The organism is Streptomyces sp. NPDC057623 (assembly GCF_042800355.1).
Lineage (GTDB): Bacteria > Actinomycetota > Actinomycetes > Streptomycetales > Streptomycetaceae > Streptomyces.
Genome location: NZ_JBHVGZ010000008.1, coordinates 29,925 through 49,480, shown reverse-complemented (window position 1 = coordinate 49,480; position 19,556 = coordinate 29,925). Strand labels below are relative to the sequence as shown.

General features: G+C 66.5%; 20 protein-coding genes. 7 read left to right on the top strand and 13 right to left on the bottom strand.

Annotated elements, in window-relative coordinates; genetic code table 11:
• Positions 1-99 precede the first annotated feature (99 nt).
• The 11 genes from ACFU95_RS11355 to ACFU95_RS11305 all read right to left on the bottom strand — a co-directional run bounded on the left by ACFU95_RS11355 (position 100) and on the right by ACFU95_RS11305 (position 11,124).
• Positions 100-1,260: an oxygenase MpaB family protein gene (locus ACFU95_RS11355; protein ID WP_383825641.1), complete on the bottom strand. Its 1,161-nt coding sequence runs from the start codon at positions 1,258-1,260 to the stop codon at positions 100-102.
• 32 nt (positions 1,261-1,292) lie between these two features.
• Positions 1,293-2,348: a polyprenyl synthetase family protein gene (locus tag ACFU95_RS11350; protein ID WP_383825149.1), complete on the bottom strand. Its 1,056-nt coding sequence runs from the start codon at positions 2,346-2,348 to the stop codon at positions 1,293-1,295.
• Positions 2,338-2,616, bottom strand: coding sequence for a polyprenyl synthetase (locus ACFU95_RS11345; protein ID WP_383825146.1), 279 nt, complete (start codon positions 2,614-2,616; stop codon positions 2,338-2,340). The genes ACFU95_RS11350 and ACFU95_RS11345 overlap by 11 nt, the downstream gene beginning before the upstream one ends.
• A gap of 706 nt (positions 2,617-3,322) precedes the next feature.
• Positions 3,323-3,601: a glutaredoxin domain-containing protein gene (locus ACFU95_RS11340; protein ID WP_383825143.1), complete on the bottom strand. Its 279-nt coding sequence runs from the start codon at positions 3,599-3,601 to the stop codon at positions 3,323-3,325.
• Positions 3,602-3,744: 143 nt separating this feature from the next.
• Entirely contained in the window at positions 3,745-5,535 is a 1,791-nt protein-coding gene (locus ACFU95_RS11335) for an ABC transporter ATP-binding protein (RefSeq protein ID WP_383825140.1), read from the bottom strand.
• A 76-nt stretch (positions 5,536-5,611) separates the two neighbouring features.
• The gene (locus ACFU95_RS11330) at positions 5,612-5,914 is read right to left on the bottom strand and encodes a transposase (RefSeq protein ID WP_383825137.1); all 303 of its coding nucleotides are present in this window, start codon (positions 5,912-5,914) and stop codon (positions 5,612-5,614) included.
• Positions 5,915-5,971: 57 nt separating this feature from the next.
• A complete protein-coding gene (locus tag ACFU95_RS11325; protein WP_383825134.1) occupies positions 5,972-6,934 on the bottom strand; it encodes a hypothetical protein in 963 nt (320 codons plus the stop codon).
• Positions 6,931-7,542: a flavoprotein gene (locus ACFU95_RS11320; protein ID WP_383825131.1), complete on the bottom strand. Its 612-nt coding sequence runs from the start codon at positions 7,540-7,542 to the stop codon at positions 6,931-6,933. The genes ACFU95_RS11325 and ACFU95_RS11320 overlap by 4 nt, the downstream gene beginning before the upstream one ends.
• A complete protein-coding gene (locus ACFU95_RS11315) occupies positions 7,539-8,516 on the bottom strand; it encodes an LLM class flavin-dependent oxidoreductase (protein WP_383825129.1) in 978 nt (325 codons plus the stop codon). Before ACFU95_RS11315 ends, ACFU95_RS11320 begins: the two co-directional genes overlap by 4 nt.
• A gap of 71 nt (positions 8,517-8,587) precedes the next feature.
• Complete coding sequence (locus tag ACFU95_RS11310; protein ID WP_383825126.1) at positions 8,588-9,847, bottom strand: M16 family metallopeptidase; 1,260 nt, start codon at positions 9,845-9,847, stop codon at positions 8,588-8,590.
• Positions 9,844-11,124 (bottom strand): M16 family metallopeptidase, encoded by a 1,281-nt coding sequence (locus tag ACFU95_RS11305; protein ID WP_383825124.1) that lies wholly within the window; start codon positions 11,122-11,124, stop codon positions 9,844-9,846. The genes ACFU95_RS11310 and ACFU95_RS11305 overlap by 4 nt, the downstream gene beginning before the upstream one ends.
• A 160-nt stretch (positions 11,125-11,284) precedes the next feature.
• Here ACFU95_RS11305 and lxmK point away from each other — a divergent pair, with 160 nt between their 5' ends.
• The 4 genes from lxmK (at position 11,285) to ACFU95_RS11285 (ending at position 15,025) form a co-directional block, all read left to right on the top strand.
• On the top strand, positions 11,285-12,391 hold the full coding sequence (lxmK, locus tag ACFU95_RS11300) for a class V lanthionine synthetase subunit LxmK (RefSeq protein WP_383825121.1): 1,107 nt from the start codon (positions 11,285-11,287) through the stop codon (positions 12,389-12,391).
• Position 12,392: 1 nt separating this feature from the next.
• Positions 12,393-13,361: a T3SS effector HopA1 family protein gene (locus ACFU95_RS11295; RefSeq protein WP_383825118.1), complete on the top strand. Its 969-nt coding sequence runs from the start codon at positions 12,393-12,395 to the stop codon at positions 13,359-13,361.
• Between the two features lie 28 nt (positions 13,362-13,389).
• Positions 13,390-14,679: an NAD(P)/FAD-dependent oxidoreductase gene (locus ACFU95_RS11290; protein ID WP_383825115.1), complete on the top strand. Its 1,290-nt coding sequence runs from the start codon at positions 13,390-13,392 to the stop codon at positions 14,677-14,679.
• Between the two features lie 181 nt (positions 14,680-14,860).
• Positions 14,861-15,025: an LxmA leader domain family RiPP gene (locus ACFU95_RS11285; RefSeq protein ID WP_383825111.1), complete on the top strand. Its 165-nt coding sequence runs from the start codon at positions 14,861-14,863 to the stop codon at positions 15,023-15,025.
• A 199-nt stretch (positions 15,026-15,224) separates the two neighbouring features.
• Here the strand turns inward: ACFU95_RS11285 and ACFU95_RS11280 are convergent, their stop codons facing one another.
• Together ACFU95_RS11280 and ACFU95_RS11275 are read right to left on the bottom strand one after the other, a co-directional pair.
• On the bottom strand, positions 15,225-15,533 hold the full coding sequence (locus ACFU95_RS11280) for a transcriptional regulator (protein ID WP_383825108.1): 309 nt from the start codon (positions 15,531-15,533) through the stop codon (positions 15,225-15,227).
• Complete coding sequence (locus ACFU95_RS11275) at positions 15,530-15,946, bottom strand: hypothetical protein (protein WP_383825105.1); 417 nt, start codon at positions 15,944-15,946, stop codon at positions 15,530-15,532. The genes ACFU95_RS11280 and ACFU95_RS11275 overlap by 4 nt, the downstream gene beginning before the upstream one ends.
• Positions 15,947-16,002: 56 nt before the next feature.
• On the opposite strand from ACFU95_RS11275, the gene ACFU95_RS11270 reads away from it, so the two are divergent.
• The 3 genes from ACFU95_RS11270 to ACFU95_RS11260 are packed head-to-tail and all read left to right on the top strand — an operon-like array spanning position 16,003 to position 19,428.
• Entirely contained in the window at positions 16,003-16,938 is a 936-nt protein-coding gene (locus ACFU95_RS11270; protein WP_383825101.1) for an ABC transporter ATP-binding protein, read from the top strand.
• Positions 16,939-16,976: 38 nt separating this feature from the next.
• Positions 16,977-18,110 carry an ABC transporter permease gene (locus tag ACFU95_RS11265; RefSeq protein ID WP_383825098.1) on the top strand — a complete coding sequence of 378 codons (1,134 nt, stop codon included), beginning with the start codon at positions 16,977-16,979 and terminating at the stop codon, positions 18,108-18,110.
• A gap of 34 nt (positions 18,111-18,144) precedes the next feature.
• Complete coding sequence (locus ACFU95_RS11260) at positions 18,145-19,428, top strand: cation:proton antiporter (protein WP_383825095.1); 1,284 nt, start codon at positions 18,145-18,147, stop codon at positions 19,426-19,428.
• Positions 19,429-19,556 lie beyond the last annotated feature (128 nt).

The following is a 19,556-nucleotide window of genomic DNA, read 5'->3' as shown; positions in this document are numbered from 1 at the left end:
GTGCCTGGCCCGGGAAAACATCTCTCCGTAGTTCTCACGTGTTCGTGGGGCTTCCCGAACCCTGGAGCGTGCAATACCGGAGCCTGGGCATCCGTGTGATCAACAGACCGTGGCCGCGGGTGGATCCCATCGGCGGGTGCGGGGCACCGCAGGGGAGATGCCGTAGTCCTTCTTGAGCTGTTCGGGGATGGCGTAGTGCATGACGCGTCCGCGGGTGAGGGAGGACAGTTCGAAGACGGTGGTGAGGTGGCCGAGGCGGTCCAGGGCCCAGGCACCGAGAGGGGAGCGGTCCTCGATGGTCTCCAGGACGCCGAGGAGGTGGGGCACGGCTTTGACGACGGTGTCCCACGGCGTGTGCGGTACGTCGAGCCAGTCGGCGCAGGTGTTGCCGATGAGGTGGCGGATCAGAGCGGAGACGATCGGGTCGAAGAAGGTGCCGGGCACGATCTCCTCGTAGAGGTCGATGAGCTGCCGGGTCAGCTGCGCGCCCTCTTCGGAAGGCCCCATGTGCCGGATCATGTACAGGTCGAGGAACCGGCGGGCCTCGTCGAGGGTCCGGGGGACCGCGTCCTGGTCGACGCCGAGCATGGCTCCGACCACCCGCCACGCGTAGTAGTAGGCTTCCGCGCCTTCCTGCGACATGTGGATGCCAAGGCGGTGCAGGCTGTCCAGCACGAGCAGGGAGAAGAACATCTGCCCGCCGATCATGTCCTCCTGGCAGATCGGCACCCCCAGAGCGTCGGCGTCCCATCGGTTCTCGCGCGCCAGGTGGTGGCGGATGGAGGCGTGCAGGAGGCGGACCTTCTGGGCGGAGGGGATGAAGCGGCCGCCGGCTTCGAAGGCGTCGGGCTGCATCAGGTAGACGGTGAACTGGCCTGTCTCCGCCATCCGTTTGGAGGGGTACTTCAGTCCGTGGGTGGCCGACAGCAGCTTCGCCACGTGCGGTACGACGTAGCAGGCGGGCATGGAGGCGAAGGACAGCGCGGTGGAGATGTGCACGTTGTTGTCGATGAAGAACAGCCGGGCCTTCTCCATCTCCGACCAGTCCACCCAGGCCGGCGGGACACGGGTGGCATCGAGGTACTCCCGGGCGACGTCGGGCAGACCGTCCGGGAGGGGAGCGCCGGCGGTGGAGACGTAGCGCATCAGGGTGTTGAACGTGCCCACCTGGCCGCGTTCGAAGAGCGTGGCGACGGTGGCGTCGGCGAGTTCGTCACCGGCCTGCCGCAGGGCGTCCATCGACGCGTCGGTGTACGTCATCGTCATGGCAGGTCTCCGTGGTGGCTGAGTTCTCAGAACTGGCGGTCCGCCGCGGAGCGGGCCAGTGCGGTCAGGGCGGTGTGGGCAGGGGCCGGTACGTCCAGCTCGTCGAGGGCACCGAGCGACTCCTCCACCCGGACGCCGATCATGTCCTCGATGCGGTCGGGTGCCCTCAGCACGCGCATCACCTCGCGGACCGTGTCCAGGGCATCCGAGTCCAGGCGGCGTCGGCCCAGCAGGGCGCGCAACCGCGCGCGGTCGTCCTCCCCGGCCAGGCGCCAGGTCTCTGCCAGCAGGGCCGTGGGCCGGTGGCCCTCCACATCGTCGGCGTTGGCCTTGCCGGTGCGCTCCGGGTCTCCGAACAGACCGAGCAGGTCGTCCCGCAGCTGGAACGCCTCGCCCAGCGGCACCCCGTACGCGGAGTAGCCCTCGCGCAGTCGTGGGCCGGCCCCGGCCAGGGCGCCGCCGATCAACAGGGGCTGCTCGACGGTGTACTTGGCGGTTTTGTAGCGGATCACCTTCAGCGACGCCTCGGTGTCCGGACCGGCTCCGGTACGCAGGATCTCCAGGCACTCGCCCGCGACCAGTTCCCGGGCCATCACCGACCACAGGGGACGGGTACGGGCGAGGTACGCGGCGGGCAGGCCGCTGGTGGCGAACAACTGCCCGGCCAGCGCCATCAGCAGATCTCCCACCAGCATCGCCAGCGACTTTGCCGCCGCCGCGCCGCGCGGACGACGCCGTACGGCATCGCGCAGGGCGACGTGGGCCGTGGGGCGCCCGTGCCGCAGCGGACTGTCGTCGATGAGGTCGTCGTGCACGACCGCTGCGGCGTGCACCAGCTCCATGGACGCCGCGGCCCGCACCAGCGCGTCGCTGTCCGGCTGGCCCACCGCGCGCCAGCCCCAGTAGCAGAACGCGGCGCGCAGCCGTTTGCCCTCCGCGACCGCGGCCTCCACCTGCTCGGCCACCGGGCCCAGGAGCGGATCGATCGCAGCGAACTGATCGGCTTCCTGGGCGACGAACCGGCGCAGCACCTCGTCGATGCGGACCTTGAACGCGACCGGCTCCCACCAGTCAGTCATCATCGGCGCTCCGCCGAGCCGACACGTGCCGGGCGAGGATCTCCAGGTGGGCCGGGGGTGCGGCCGCGTACCGGTCCAGCACCAGGCGTCCACGCGCCGCGAGGTCGTGCTCGGCCTGCGCGGCGAGCTCCGCGGCATCCGAGCGGCGCAACAGCCCCCGCACCGCGCCGACGGCCGAACCCAGCGTGCTCACGGTCAGATCGGCCAGCCCGGCCACCAGCAGCAACGCCTGCTCGTCCAGGCTTTCGCGCCGTCCCGTTCCTCGCGCCATGCTCTTCCCCACCCCAGCCCATCCGGGCGGCGCCGGTCACACGCCGTCCCTCCGAGCATCGCGTCACATCCGGCGTGGGTCTGGAAGAACTCACGATCGGGTGATCACATCGCTCGATCGTGCGGATCGCAGCTGCGGTGGCCCCGGACTCGTCAGTCCGGGGCCGGGCTGGTCACTGTGGCGGTTCCGCCGCCCACGCCTACACGGTCGCTCGGCCGTCCTCACTGCGGCCGATACTCAGCCGGCCTCCCACCCGGGCCAGGCGCTCGGCCATGGCCGGCACGCCCTGGTGCGTGCCCCTCTCGTGGAAGATCACTGGGCATGTGGCATCCATGTGGCATGGGGTCATGAAAGCGGCCCCCCGTTCGACAGGAACGGGGGGCCGTCAATCCTCTGACCTGCTGTGCAAGCTGTGCCCCCGGCAGGATTCGAACCTGCGACACCCGCTTTAGGAGTGGGATCGAATCCTTGCCGAAGAGTGCTCGCACCTGCCGCGTACTGCTGTTCTGCCTGGTCAGCGCCATGGGACATGACTCCTGCTTCGGCCCGGGATCACCTGTGCTGCGCCGTCCGCTCACGCATCGCTCACGCAAGCAGCCTCTCGAATGGGCACCGTTTGAGGCGAGTTACGTCCCTGAGCTTCGTTGGCGGGGAAGCAGGGCCACAGAACTTCGAGGTAACGGCGTACCCGTTGTGAGACCACGAATCACCGAGCTGGATGCAGCAAGTGCGGGGCATGAGCCTTGACGGCTTCCAGAAGTTCCTTCTTCGACGGATTCACCATGGCCCGTCCCGCCACGGTCACCGTAGGCACGGTCTCGTTCCCGTCTGCGACCGAGCGGACGAACGCCGCAGCATCCGGGTCCCTCCAGATGTTCACGGTGGTGTACCGCAGTCGGGTAAAGCGCAGACGCAGTAGCAACTTCATGCAGTACGTGCACATAGGGCGCCAGTAGACGACCACACCGTCATGTTCCTGGGTCACGGATTCCCCTAGTTTCCTTGGGTGTTGGACTGAGCCTAGGCGAGGCGCCCGTCGGTGTCGGGGTTGATCCATTGTTATCCACGCCAGTCTGACTGGCGCCCGGTTGGCCACTCCGATCGAGCTGGCCCGCTACCGCTTCCGGGTCATCGACCGCTCGCGATGACATCGACGGTGTCTATGGCCTGGGTAGCGACCAGCTCCCGATATTCGAGACAGCGCGTCATCAGCGTGGCATGGTCTCCGGCGTCCACGACACCTCCCGCCGCCATCATGATCACGTGATGGGCGTGCTGGACGGTCGACAGGCGGTGGGCGACAACGATCACGGCGCGACTGGTGGCCAGTTCGTCCACGACGGCGCGGAGCCGTTGTTCGTTGATGCCGTCAAGCTGGCTGGTTGGTTCGTCCAGCAGCACGATGTCTGCGTCTGAGAGCAGGGCACGGGCCAGCGCCATGCGCTGGCGCTGGCCGCCTGAGAGGTCGATTTCGCGACCGAGTGGCGTGTCGAGGCCCTGAGGAAGGGCAGCGATGTCGTCGGTGAGGTCCACTGCGTCCAGGGCGGCGGTCAGCCGATCGTCGGCGGCCGGCGTGGTACGGCCGAGCTGTAGGTTCTCGCGCACGGTGGCTTCCAGCGACGTGAATGCCTGGTCGACGTATGCGATGCGCGCCCGCATCGCGTCGAGGGGCCAGTCCTCGGCGCCGTGACCGAGAACGCTGATGCGCCCGGAGGCAGGGTGGACGAATCGGTCGATGAGAGAGAGGGCCGTGGTCTTACCGGCTCCCGAGGGACCGACTATCGCGGTGAGCCCGACGCGCGGTGTGGTAAAGGAGACGTTGTGCAGGGCAGATCCGGTCGCGCCGGGGTGGGTGTATGACACGGCGTCGAAGTTGATGGAGGGTGCTCCGGGCACTGGGGCCGGGGCGGACGGGCGGGACGACGTCGTCTCGGTCTCCAAGGGGAGGGATAGCAACTCGTTGCACCGCTCCCGAGCGGCCAGGCCCGCCTGAAGGCGGCTGAATCCGGTGGTCAGTGCAGTGGCTGGCGGGATCGTCTGCAGAAGGTAGAGCAGGAACGCGGCGAACTCCGCCATCTGTAGATCACCGGCAGCCATACGGGTGCCACCCGTGAGGATCACCGCGATGAGGGCGACCTGGTTCCCGAGGGCCGTTATCGCGGGGATCACCGATTGCAGGCGGGCCCCGTGCAACGACACGGTCCGAAGTTGTTCGGCATCACCCGCCAGGGTACGGGCTGCCAGAGACTCGGCCCGGTACGCCTTGATGGTGGTGAGCGCATCGAGGTTGGATGTGAACCTCTGGGCAATCTTTCCGATGGCGACCTGCTGACCGGTGACATTGGATTTAACCCGGGCCAGGATCAGGGAGATCACGATGGTCACGAGCGCGAGTGAGGCGACAGTGACCAGAGTGAGAACCCAGTCGATCCACACCATCACTACAAGCGTGAACCCCACGGTCAGGGCGGCGAGGGGCAACTGAGCTCCCAGATCGACGACTTGCCGTAGCAAGAGGGCGTCTGAGGTGATGCGGGCGGTCAGGTTGCCGGCTCCCTGGGCACGCACCGTCGCCAAGGGAAGACGCATGGTGTGGCCCATAATGCGGGCGCGCAGCCGGTAGATCATGTGCTCCCCGGCTCGGGCGATGAGAAATCCCGAGACCGCTTGGGTCACGGCTCCGCCGATCGCCGCCGCACACATCAACAGCACAGGAGTGAGCATCGACTGATGGGTAGCGAAGTCCGTGATGATCTCTTTGACGAGCAGAGGTACGGAGAGGGCTGCGGCGGTTGCGACCAGGGCAAGCAGGAGCGCGGCGGCCAACTGGCCAGGGAAGGCTGCCAGTTCACGGCGCAGCCGGATACGTCCCGACGCGGCGTCTGTAACTTGAGGTAGGTGATCGTGATGTGTTGTCAAGGGATCTCTCCAGCGCTGCTGAGGTGGCGGTCGTGTCTCCCGATAGCGGGTCATGTCAGGTGGGTTACCTGATGGATCAGGTACTGGTCAATTTGCCGTTCCGTCTGGACCTCAGCGCGAGGTGCGCTTCGCCCAGCGCGGTTTTTAGGCCCTTGATCTGTTCCAAGAGTTCGCGTTCACGTCGCGCGGCTTCTGTCTGCCGCACGGAGGGTTGGAGTCCGCGATGACCGGCTTCGATGAACTGACGACGCCATACGGACACCGCCTGTGGCGAGACCCCTGCCTCGTTCGCCGCGTGGGACAAGGTGGTGCGGCCCGAAAGGAGATCGAGAACGATGCGGGCCTTGTCTTCAGGAGGTATGACGGGTTGCCGTGGCACAGGCGACTCCCAGAGATCGGCGACGAAGTCGAAACAAGGGACAGGGGACGTGTGTGCTCATGCCGTTGGCAGTGCTGACATCCCGTCGCTGTCGAGTAAGTCCGCGAGCATCGGGATGTAACCGTGCAGCTGCGGGTTCCAGCCGACGTAGGCGGCGAAGTCGTGTGCGTGCGTGACGACGCGGACCACCGCACCGGCGGCCAACGTGTCGCGATCCCAGGCTGGCCCGTAGCGCGAGAGGAAGCCGTCCCGGAGCGAGTCGAGCACAGGCAGCTCGATGCGGCGCCGCTCGGCCGCCAAGGCATACTCGGTGAGTTCACCTAGCAGGCACGCGAGGTCGGTCTCCGGGCGCCCCTGGGCCGCCTCGACACCTGACAGCACAACGGCGCCCGGCTTGGTGTCCGGGGCATCGGCCACGATGATGCTGCCGAGCGAGAACCAGCCATGCACCACCGTGGTCCGGTCCTCCGGTCCTGGACGCAGCATGTGGTGAGTGAAGTCGCGCAGCTTCTCCCACCTGCCGGGCCCCAGTTGGGTCCGCAGCCGGTAGTGGAATCCCGCGCCAGCGCGGGGGGCTCGGCCGCTGTCCAGCCAGGCCATCAGCCGCGTTGGCCCGGGAGGCGGCGGGTAGTGGCTGGGCGGGTCAGCGCTGTCCTGCTGGTCATGTAGTACCTGGAGCCGACAGCCGAGATGGCTGATGATCTCCTGGAGCCGTGCGGTGGGGACATCCTCGGTCAGCACCAGGTTGCCGAGGCTGCTGCGGCCAGCGACTTCCCAGCGGTATTCCCCTGCTTCAGAGACCGTGGGAGCCGCGAAGCGTATGTGTGGACTCGATGCGGCCCGGAGCCGGCGGACGAAGCCCGACCGCACCGGGGGATAGGTACCGGGGTGACTGCTGCCGGGGGTGCGCTGCCAGTGGATGCGTCCGTCTGGCAACGCTGTCACACGGGTCGTCTGAAGGCCGGTGCCGAAACTCTCCAGCACCCGGTGTTCTTCCTGGCGATCTCCGAGGTCTGTCATGCGGCGGACTCCGTCCAGGAACGCAGGTCTTCCAGCGCGCTGATGGCGTGTGGCAGGAGGGCGGCCGTGCCAATCCCCACCTCGCCGCTCGACATGCTTGCTCCGCGGATCGGGGGCAGGACGGTGACGTTGTCGCGCTCGGACAACTCGACGATGTGCCGACGGTAGGCGGGGTTGGAGTGCCCGTTCGGAGGGAGGGCCGGGCAGACCACGATGGGAGCGCGGGTGCACTGGAGAGCGAGGAGAGTCGGGGTGTCGGCGAGACCGAGAGAGAAGCGGGCGACGAAGTGCATGGTGGCCGGGTGGACGAGGACCGCGTCAGGCCAGGAGGCCAACTCAACGTGGAGAGCACCGTCAGGTTCGTCAGGCCAGGCGTCCACCATCGGGAGCCCGGCACCCGCCGTGGCCGCGATGGCCGTGGGGGTGGCGAAGCGGCGTGCTGAGGGGGTGATTACGTAGCGGAGTTCGGTACCGGGATAGCTCGTGCGCAGCCATTTCAGCCACATGGGCAGGAACATGGTCTGCACACCGCCGGTCGCCAGATAGAGCAGACGCTTGGCGTGGAAGGCCGGTGGCTCGGCGGGGATGAAAGGCTGTGGCTCGTTCACCGGGAGCCTCGCTTTTCGACCGCGGCGAGGATCAAGGACAAGTCCCGCAGGGCTGCGCCGGGGCCTTCGGCCAAGTGGACTCCGCCGACGTTGACGATGACCTCTTCGACGCCAGCCGCATGGTGAGCATCTAGCGTCGCGGCGATCTCGTCGGGCGTGCCAGTGGCGATCACGCCGTGTTCGACCAGCAACGACGTCCCTTTGCGAGGGTCGGACGGATCGACGGACAGGCCCGCCTGGTTCAGCATGTCGCAGTAATGAGGTGTCGAGAGATGGGTCCCAGCCGCGTGGAACGCGATCTGCCCCAGGTCCCGTCGGGGCCGGCTCACCGCGCAGTGGACGATGGCGGCGATGCGTGGAGCGGTCCGTTGCGCCTGAGTGGCCGCAGAAGAGATGGCCGGGGCGATGCGGTCCCGGATATACGTGTCCGGGGTGAGCCAGGTGAGAGCCCAGTCCGCGATCTCCCCGGCGAGCCGCGCCATGGGTTCACGTAGGACACCGAGCCCGATCTCCACCGGGGCGTCGGGCAGCGGTGGCAGCGCCAGCCCATCGGTCGGCCACAGGCCGCCACTTTCGACGACGGTTCCGCCGTCGAGGAGAGTCCGCATCATGGCCGCGTAGCGGCGGGTGGCGGTGATGGGGGCACGATAGGGCACACCGAGCAGGCTCCGTTGCATGCTCGCGGCGGCCGGTCCGATGCCCGCGATGTAGGGGCGCCCGGAGAGGGCGGCAACGGAGCGGGCGTGCAGGGCGGCCGTCATCGGATGGCGCATCGGCATCAACGTGACCGCTGAGCCGAAACCGATGTCGAGCCCCATTCCGGCCAGCGCGCCGAACACGTGGTGTGTCTCGATGGCCAGGGATTGCCCCAGCCACAGACGGCGAGCGGAGGTGTTCTCGGCGACGCGGGCGTACGGTACGACGGACCCGATAGCGGCGGGCATTGCTGGATAGAAGACGCTGGTTGTGGGCATCCGTTGGTCCCCTCGTGCGTGTTGGATGCTGATGTCATGACAGTGACGCCGTGGTCGTACGACAGCGGCTTCTAAAACCACCTGTCGGGGAGTTCCGTTGCGTTGCCGCAGACGACACCGCTCATGCGATCGGGGCCGTAGAGAGCAGCCGCCGCCCGGACTTCGGCGTGTGTCAGCCGGGCGATGCGTTCGAGGATGTCGGCTATGCCCGAAGCGGGAATTCCTGACGTCAGATACGACAGCACGCAGGCCGCCCGCCCCCCTTGCGACCCGAGGCTGAGAGCATGCTTTCCAGTGATATATCCGATCGCCGCCTCGCGTTCACGGTCAGTGGGGCCGGCGGCGGCGAATTCCTCCAGCAACCGAGCCAGATGGGACATGGCTTCAGCGGTGCCGGAGGAGCTGACATCGGCCTCGATGACGAGGACGTCGTCGTCCAGATGGTCGGTGACGGAGGCGAGGGCGCGATAGGCCAGTCCGTGTTCCTCCCTCAGCACGGCGTTGATGCGGGAGGAGAAGGCGCCGCCCAGGATCAGTGAGGCGATCTGAGCGGCGGCGAAGCCGGAGCGGTTCGTACGGGAAATGGACTCTGCGGCCAGGCGGATGTGAGACTGCTGCCATCCTGGACGGTGATGCGTCACGATGCGATACCCGGCCGCACGGGCTGGTCGGCCGGTGGTGTCCTCCCGTGCCGCAAGCGGCGGTTCGATCCAGACACTGAGTGCCCTTTCGAGGCAGTCGAAGGTGCGTTCTTCATCGATGTCGCCGACCACGACCAGCTGCGACCGGCCGGGGGAGATGCACTCGGAATGCGCCGCTGCGACCTGCCGAGCGGACACCTCGGCCACGTCGTCCGGGTCCGGGGACGGATCGGCGAACGGCGGTGGCTGCTCGTAGAACTCCCCCCACAGACGGCGTGCGGAGTCGGCGGCGGGCTGGGCCGTGACCAGGGACGCCTGTTGGCCGGCCTTCGAGGATGCGATGCGGACCCGGTCGTCGGTGTACTGGGCGCCCACAACGGCGGCGAGAGTGTCGGCCAGCAAAGGCAGCAGATCGGCAGTACACGTCAGCGAAAGGATCAGCCACTGTCGCTTGCGACTGATGGCCACAGTCCCGCCAAACTGCTCGAAGTACGTGCACGCGGGCAGATCGGGCCAGCACGCGGCCAGCACATCGCACACCGCCAGGTCGAACCGGTCGCGCAGCACCAGCGGTATCGCGAGATGGGCCTGCACCAAGGGAACGGTGGCCAGGGCCGACGCCGTGATCGTCAGCCCGTGCGGTCCATGGTGCGTCGCGAGGTCCGGCATGCGCACGGCGGTCGGCATCATGCGGCAGTCTCCTTCGCTTCCTCGGGGATCAGGGCCAGCACTGCGCGTCCGTTCGGCTGAGCGAGGGCTGCAGCCGCCGTCGCAAGCGAGTCCGTCTTAGTCCTGGCTACTGCCCGGGCCAGCTCCTCAGCGATGCCGGGCTGGTCGAAGAGCAAAGCGCCGCGGGCCAGAGATCGCACCCGATGCGCGAGGGAGTCCAGATTTTGGTAGTGCCTGCTCACTGCAGTGGCTATGGCCCGCTGGGTTTCCACACCGCGAGCTGCACCGTCTGCCACTTTGGCTGCCTGCTCTGTGACGAGGGAGACGACCTCGTCCGCCAGACCCGGCGGGTGGTGGACGACGATCACGAACGTGTCGGGGTCCTTGACCATCAGAGGTCCGAACAGCCCTGTGGCGGAGTCCACTTGAGCCCCCAGTGGGGCAAGGGCCGACCGGAGCCGGGCGCCTGCGCCGCTGGTGAGCAGATGGGACAACGCGACGTGCGCCGCGTAGGTGCTCAGGTCAGTCGCGGCGTCCGGCAGCCGACAGCCCATGGCGAGGGCCGGGCGTGGTGCCAATGGGTCGTAGCACGTCCCGGACAACGGCTCATGGCCGAGGGGTTCCGAGATGTCTGGCAGGTGCGGCACGGTTCGGGCCGGTACCCGCGCGAAGCAGCGCTGTGCTGCTTCCAATGCCTTGCGTGGATCGATGTCGCCGCACATGGCCAGGACGGCGTTCCCCGGCGCGTAGAAGGCGTCGAAGAATTCGGCGCAGTCCGTCACAGTCGCTGCGTTCAGGTCGGTCAGCTCGCCGTATCCGTTGTGGGCATTCTCCCACTTGCGGTAGAGAACCGACGGCAGGACTGTCCAGGGGAACCCCCCGTAGGGCCGACCGGCGACCTGGAGTCGTATCTCTTCCTTGACGACGTCCCGCTGGGTGTCGAGCGCATCCTGCGTGACATCGAGGAAACCCATCCGGTCGGCTTCCAACTCCAGGACGTGTTCCAGGGCACTGGAAGGCACCACCTGGTAGTAATCGGTTGAGTCGGGGAAGGTGTTGGCATTGACTGTCCCGCCGAAAGCCTGGATGCGGGCGAAGTGCTCCCCACGTGACACGTTCCGCGAACCCTGAAACATCATGTGCTCAAAGAGGTGGGCGAATCCGGATCGTGAGCGGAATTCGGTACGGAAGCCAACCCGGTAGTTTACGGATATACCGACACCGGAAATCCCGTGAAGTTTCTGGGCGATAACGCGCAGCCCGTTCTTCAGCGTTGTGTGATGTATCGCATCCGCCATGTCCGAGATTAGATCCCACCCTCACAGGTGGATCAACTATTTCTTGAACTCTCAGGCGACGGAACCTGCGTGGACGCTGGGCTGGAGCCTATGCAGGGTCAATCAACATTGAAAGTTGAACGTTGCTGCGCCATCAAGTGGATCCTTAGGGTCCCGACTCATGGTGAAAAGTATCTCTGCCCGAGAACGGGCGCCTGGGGTCCAACCGGTTGACCTTGCAGACGTCCCCTACGTTGATGAGTTGCTGATCCGGCTCGGGGTGGGACGTTTCGACCCCACGACAGTCGGCAGTGTCCTGGGACGCAACGACAACTGGGTGGGTACGACCGCCGGCGGTACGCCAGTGTTCGTCAAGCGGCTCACCGAGGGAGACCGCGCCGTCCGCATGAGGCGGACGGAGACGATCTGCGCCGCCGCCCGCGGCAGGTTGGACACCCCTCGGTTGATCGGCACCGACCCGGACCACGCATTGCTGGTGTTCGAATACCTGCCCAGCGCGGAGACCGGTGCCGATCTGGCTGCCGACGACTCCTTCGACGAAACCCTGTGCGACCGCATCGGCTCGGCACTGGCTGCCGTGCACGGCCTGGACGCGGAAGGGTTCGACACCAGCGAGCACCCGCTGCCGCCGGTCGCGAATCTCGATGCCCTCCCGCTCCGGTACTACACACAGGCGTCGGCCGCCGAACTGGCGATGTGGCGGCTGTTGCACGCCGACGCACCACTCGCACAAGCGCTCAGGGAACTGCGTTCGTCGGACGTCGAGCGGACACCGTCCCGCACCCCGATCCACGGCGACGTACGCCTCGACCAGTTCCTGCTCGCGGACGGCACTTTGTACGTGACCGACTTCGAGGAGTCGAGGATGGGCGACCCGGCACGGGACATCGGCGCGTTTGCCGGGGAATGGCTCTACCAGGCCGCCGCCGCCATACCCCTGACCCTGGCCGACGCGTCGCCCCTCGGCCACACCGCTACGCACGAGGAGATCATCGCCACGGGCGTCGTAGAGATAGAGCAGCGCAGCCCGAATGTCCGGCACTTCTTCCGCTCTTACCTTGACGCGGCGCCCACGCCGGTTGCCGAGGACAAGGAGCTCGGGGTGAGGGCAGCGGCCTACGCCGGCTGGCACATGCTGGACCGGATGCTGGCCACCGCGGCGCGCTCGGCCACCTTGTCGCCGATCACCAAGGCAGCAGCGGGCATCGGTCGTACGGTGCTCTTGTCTCCAGCCGACTTCACTTCGTCCCTGGGCTTGGAGGCTTGACATGTCACGCGGCAACTTGCAACTGGCTGAAAAGATCACCGCTCTCCTCGACGACATCACCGTCACCGACGGCGGGCTGAAGGCCGAGGCTGCAGGAGAGATCCACGAAGGCAGCAACCCACAGACCGTCGCGCGCAAACTCGGAGCCGCGCTGTACCAGACACTGCACAGCGGACGGGACAGGCCCCTCGACGTCAACCTGCGGACGTTTCGCGAACGCGCCTTCGACGAGGCGCTGGACGAGGCGACCGGGCAGCGGACCACTGCCGTCTCCGGACGGGTTCTCGGCACTGACGACGACGGCACGCTCGTGGAGTTCGACGGGCTCCGGGTGCGGGTTCCCCACAGTTCGGTCGCCGAAGGATCCGGCGACACGGCCACGGTCGTCCTGCCGTGCGCGCGGCCCGGGCTGTCTCCCGGCTTCTTCCTCGCTTCGTCGAGTAGGGGGCCGAGCACCGGAGGCGGTCCGCTGCTCAGACTCTACGGACGTCTGGACGATGCCGATGCCGCGCCCGGCGTATGGCGTGAACTGGTGGCGTTCCTGGAGGACGCCGGTGTCCCATGGCGGGCGAAGATCTCCTCGACGCGTCTGCTGTACCCGCGCAATGACGCCGTCGTCGTCTACCTGCCGCGCCCGGCGTGGCGTGTGGCCCGCCCGTGCGCCGAACTGCTCCAGGACACCGGCCTGCTGGGCGACGGCGTCTCGCCGTTCACTCACGCGGTGACCGGTTCAGTGGGCTGCGCGTTCGAACCGGACGACAAGAGGCCGTCCCGACGGGACCTGAGCTTCGGCCAGCATCGCACGCAGATATTCGCCGAGGCGCTGGTCAGGCACGCCGCACAGCCCGCTGGTGAACAGGAACCTGTGACAGACACCATCGCCGCGGCTTTCGTGGATGCCGGGATCGACCCGCTCGAACCGGCCCGGAACCTGTCCTCGCCGGTCGTGGACGTTCTGCGGTCCTACTGAAACCTTCGAAAAAGAAAGGCTGGGGAACATGCCAGACGCAATAGATGCACAGGGCACGTATGACGTGGTGGTCGTGGGCGGAGGGCCGGCCGGCTCCACCGCAGCCAGTCTCCTGGTCAAACGCGGTCACCGCGTGTTGGTGCTCGAACGGGAGAGTTTTCCCCGCTATCACATCGGCGAGTCCCTGGTCACCGGCATGATCCCGGTGATGGAGGAGTTGGGCGTCGTCGACGAGCTCGAAGCCAGGTTCAACCCCAAGAGGGGCATCACGCTTGTCTGGGGGAACGATCCCCAGCCGTGGCGCACAGACTTCGCCGCAGCCGGCGGTGCCTATGACCACTCCTGGCACGTCACACGCAGCGAGTTCGACGAGCTCCTGCTGAACAACGCCAGGAAGCTCGGCGCGCAGGTCGTTGAGGAGGCCCAAGTCACCGAAGTACTCACCGACAGCGGTGGAGCGGTGGCGGGTGTGGCGTACACGCACCAGGGGCGCACACACCGGGTGGGAAGCCGGTTCGTCGTCGACGCTTCCGGACAGAACCGGACCGTCACCCGGAAGCTGACCCAGGTGTCCTGGCAGGAGGACCTGCGCAACGTCGCAGTCTGGGGCTACTTCGCCTCCTACAAGCCGATCGAGGCGCCTGGCGACATCCTGGTCGAGGCCATCGAAGGTGGGGGCTGGATGTGGGGAATCCCGCTGTCGGAGACCGAACTGAGCCTTGGCTATGTCCTGTCCGTAGATAAGATGACGGAAGCTACCCGCCAAGGGCGATCCCAGCGCGAGGTGTTCACCGAGGGACTCGCTGCGAGCCGGGTCGCGAAGACGATGGTCGATGCGGGCGACATCGGTGAGTTGCGTACGACGCGTGACTGGTCGCACGTCAGCGATCGGTTCCACGGCCCGGGCTGGGTGGCGGTGGGCGACGCGGCGTGCTTCATCGACCCGTTGTTCTCCTCGGGTGTGTGGCTGGCCACCTCCGGCGCGTGGCTGGCGTCCCGGGCCATCGATGCTGCCCTGAGTGACCCGGTGCAGCAGGATACGGCGCTGGAGCGGTTCGACGGCGTCTACCACCAGCTCTTCAACGACATCCTGGGTTATGTGCGGTACTTCATGAACCCGAATCGGCTGCGCGAGGACTACCTCGAACGTGCTCAGCAGGTGACTCGGATGTATACGGAGAATTCGCGGGTCGGATTCATCTCGCTGATCTCCGGAATCAAGGCACTGCCGGAGCTTGTCAGCTTCGACCCCATGGGGCTGGAAGGAATGCAGGAGATCCTGCAGGCTCGCGCAGCTGCCGTCGCCAAGGAAGAGTGACATTCGACCCCTGTCAACCTTCGGCTGTAAGTTTCGTTTGGTAGCCCAAAGACCGAGGTCAGCGGCTCACCGAATAAATGAGGCCGCACCAAATCCCTCGACGGCGTGAATCCCGCATGGTGAACTCGTTTTCGACGGCATTCACGGAGCCGTCACGCAAATCCTTGGGAGGGATTTCGTTATGAACGAGAACCTGATTGCCGGTTACGCCGCCTACACCACGGCCGACGAGTACGGTGCGTCCGCGACCGGTGACGCCCCGGCCTCCGTCGAGACGATCACCATCACCATCGCGTCGGCCGCTGCTTCCGCCAGCGTGGCGGCCACCTGGCAGGGTGGTTGCTGAATCAGCGTCGCGATCAAGGGACGTGCCGATCGTGAGCGAGGATCTGCTGTCCCGTCGTACGCAGGCGTCTGAGTCGGGGGAGCTGTCTTTCCCCGCCTTCGGCTGATGACCACAACGGTGCGGTCTCCCGGACCCCCGCCGGGGACCGCGCCGTTGCGGCCAGCCGGACGCCACGAAAGTCATTGACCATCCGAACGAGTCATCCGGAACGGGCGTGGCGCGCGGCCGTGTCGGCGATGTGCTGCAGTGCCGCAAGATGCCCGGCAAGTGCCTCTCGTCCGGCTGGAGTCAGCGCCAGCCAGGTCCGGGGGGTCTTACCGACATGCCCCTTGCGGACAGTCACATATCCGGCGTCCTCCAGCGCGGAGACGTTCTTTGACAGTGCGGACGGCGACAGATCGCAGTACTCCTGGACGGCGCGAAATTCCGCCTCGTCGCACCCTGATAGGAACGCGGAGATCCGCAGCCGGGTGGCAGTTCGGAAGGTCTCGTCCAGGCCATCGATCACGGGCGCACCTTCTTTCTCAACACAATCCAGACGAAGATACCCACCCCAACACCCATGGCGGCGTACAGCCCTCGTGTCGAGGGTGCGGCATGGTTCGCGCTGATGAGGAAGGCCACCGCGCACAGCCCGAGCGTGGTCCACGTCTTGCGAGCCGGCCCACGAATGCCCCTGACTCCCTGGCGGGCTCGGATGCGCAGCACGAGCAACCGGGCGGACACGGCGAGGAGTACCGCTATGGCGATGGAGACGAGCCGCCATTGGGCGGAGGCGGGAGCCAGGCCAGCCAGGGTTATTCCGGCGGCGGTGAGCAGGCCGCACACAGGCGGCGCCCAGCGGGGCAGTACCGGTTGCACGGAGGCGATGTACGAGCGCCGTGCCTGTTCGAGATCGTCTCGGGCTTCGTGAGCGTCCATGGTTGCCATCATGGCATCTAGTTTCCTACTCTTCAAGTACTGCTCGTTCAGGAAACTTGGGAAGTGAGCTCGAATTGAAACCGCTGGTCATCGACTCCCTGTCGAAACGCTACGGCGAGCGCGTGGCGCTCGACTCTCTGTCGTTCACCGTCCCCGCTGGCGAGATCTTTGGCTTCGTCGGCAGCAACGGAGCGGGCAAGACCACGACCATGCGCATCCTCGTCGGGGTGCTGTCCGCCGACGGCGGCCAGGTGCGCTGGGGTGACGCTCCCGTGGCAGGGCAGGATGTCGCCCGCTTCGGGTACATGCCTGAAGAGCGCGGGCTCTATCCGAAGATGACCGTGGCCAAGCACCTCGTCTACCTGGGCCGACTCCACGGGCTGTCGGCCACCGCGGCGCAGTCCGCGATGGAGCGGTGGACCGATCGTCTGCGCATCTCCGACTACCGCGGCCAGACCGTGGATTCCCTCAGTCTGGGAAACCAGCAGCGCGTCCAGTTGGCCGCGGCGCTCATCCATGACCCGGATGTACTGATCCTCGACGAACCCTTCTCCGGACTCGACCCGCTGGCCGTCGACGATATGAGCGCGGTACTGAAGGACAAGGCCACTCAAGGCACTCCGGTGCTGTTTTCCAGCCACCAACTCGACTTGGTGGAGCGGCTCTGCGACCGCGTCGGCATCGTGCGGTCCGGGAAACTGGCCGCCTGCGGCAGCCTTGAGGACTTGCGCGGCAAGGGGGAAGCGGCCCGCCTGTACCTCCAGGTCGACGGCGCTCCCGCCGACTGGCCCGCCCGTACACCGGCCGTTGCCTCCTTCGAAGAGGAAGACGGTGGGGCACGGGTGGAACTAGCCCCTGGTTGCGACGAGAACGATGTACTGCGCGTGGCCATGCAGCACGGCCGGGTACGCCAGATGGTCTGGCGGCGTCCGACGCTGACCCAGATGTTCCGCGACCTGATCGAGCCCATGGAAGACGAGGTGGCCGCATGACTTCCCCTGCGGATCTGCGGCGCGGATCGTGGAAGGGCGTGCTGCTGGTGTACCGGCGCGAGATCGACGCCCGCATGACGTCGAAGGGCTACTTCATCAGCCTGCTGGTCATGGTGATCGCCGTGGTCGGAGTCGTACTCGGCCTTGATCAACTGAATTCGCCCAAGACTTACACCGTCGCTGTGTGCGGTGCCCCCGAGTCCGCCTTCGGCCCTGCTCCCGACAGCATCCGTGTCCGTCCGTGCACCGATCTCAGCACTGCCCGTGCCCAGACCGACAGCGCAGACGTGGACGCCGCTGTGGCCGTCCACGACGGCCGGGTGTCCGTGCTCGTGCGCGCGGACTCGGAACAGGAGGCCCAGGACGCCGCGTTGGTCATGGGACGCTTCTGGGCCGCTGCCACTTCCTACAAGCAGCAGCATGTCGACACCGCACGACTCAACGAGAGCATCGCCCAGGCCGGACCGCATCTCGTCACCGTCGGCGACGGCACGTACGACAAGAAGCAGCTGGGCGCCGCCATCAGCCTCGTCATCGTGCTGTTCATGCAGATCATCGCCCAGGGGTCCCTGGTGGCCCAGGGAGTGGTCGAGGAAAAGTCCACCCGTATCGTCGAGGTCCTACTCTCGACCCTGACCCCGATCCGCTTGATGATCGGCAAGGTCGCGGGCATCGGAACGGCGGCCATCGTCCAGATTTTCGTCCTGCTCGGGTCGCTGGCCGGCGCGCGCGCGGCGATGAGTGGCCGGACAGAGGGACTGCCCGGCACCGCGGCGCTCCTATCAGGTGTGGTCTGGTTCTTGCTCTCGTTCGCACTGTTCGCCGGTCTCTTCGCGGCCGCCGGTTCACTGGTGTCGCGGCCGGAGGACCTCCAGTCCGTCCTCATGCCCGTCATGGTCATCGCCCTGGCGCCTGTCGGCGTCGCGGTCGCTGCCGCAGGGTCGCTGTCGGCGTCGTGGGTGAGCGTTATCCAGTACGTCCCTCCGTTCTCCGGGCTGCTCATGCCACTGCAAGCCAGCGTTGAGGGCGTCTCGGTGGCGCAGCAACTGGCCGCCGCGGCCGTGATGCTGCTGGCGACGGCAGCCTGCATGTGGCTTGCAGCACGTGTGTACCGCAATTCAATTCTCAAGATCGGGACAGCGGTCAGCTGGCGACAGGCTCTGGCGGCCTGAGTCACGCCCGAGAAATCAGGAGAGGATCCTTGCCATGGGCGCCCTCGGCCCTGCCCTTCATGCCGCGCACGTAGCTGTGGCGCTCGCCGCGGTGTTTCTCATCGCCTGGCTGGGACGGAGCGTCGCTCGGCTGCTGCGCCAGCCGGATGTCATCGGTGAGATCGCCGCCGGCTTGCTGGCCGGTCCTGCGGCACTTGCCCTGCTCGGCAGCGGGCCCTTTCATGCGGTGTTGCCGCAAGGCGTGCTCGATACCCTGAAGTTCGTAGGCCAGGCTGGCTTGGTTCTGTTCCTCGTCGGTCTGGCTCGCCACATGCGGACCGGCCCCAACTCCCCTCCCCGGCGGTCGACCCTGTGGGTGTCGGCGGGAGCTCTGGTCCCACCGCTGCTGTGCGGCGTTGTGCTTGCTGGCTGGGTGATCGCCAGTCATGACGTCACGGTACGAGGTACCGCACCCTTACCCGCATTCGTCCTGATGACTGCAGTCTCGATGTCCATCAGCGCCGTACCCGTGATGGCGAGGATCCTGACCGCGCGACGCATGGAGAATTCAGCGGCTGGCACAATAACGATGGCTTCCGCCATCGTTATTGACGCTGTTGGTTGGCTGCTGCTGACGGTGGCAATCAGCCTGGCTTCAGGGAGCCCCGACGGTCTTCTCCATTCGATGCGGGCACTCGTACTCGGCTTGGTGTGTGCGCTGGCGATTCGGTACAGCCTGTGCTCACGAGGCGCGCGGAACCTCTGCAGGAGAGCGCCACGCTGGGCTGCCACTCTGCTTGGCGCGAGCGCACTTGTGGTGGCGATCAGCATGGAGCACCTCGGGATGACGGCGATTCTTGGAGCGGCTCTCGTCGGCTTTTCCATTCCAACAGGGAAATCGACTCCTTGGGAACAGGCGGTCGCGTCGGTTTCACGGGTCGGGCGTGTTCTGGTGCCCGCTTTCTTCGTGGTGACTGGGATCATGGTGTTCAATCGTCCGTTCTCGGCGGTCCCTTGGGCCATCATCGCCCTAGCCATCATGCTCGGAGTCCTGGGCAAGGGGCTTGGAGGGTATGCCGGGGCCAGACTCGGTGGCCAACCACGGGATGTCTCGATTCGGATCGGGGTGTTGATGAACACTCGTGGACTCACCGAGTTGGTGGTGCTGCAGGCCGGCTACAGTGCTGGGATCCTGACGACACCGCTTGTCCTGGCCCTCGTGGTGATGGCGCTGACAACCACCGCGATGACGGGTCCACTTCTCTCCTATCTGGATCGGGTGTCCCAGCAGTCATTGCGCATGCCTCAACAGGAGCACTCACAGCACCGCACGATCTAGAAAGTGTTGTAGGCAGCTCCCTTCCGACACTCCGGAAGGGAGCCCCCGCCACACTTTCTCGTGGTTCACCAGACCTTCGGGACTGCGCACACGGTTCTGCTGGAAGGAGCCTTCCGAAAAGTTTCTGA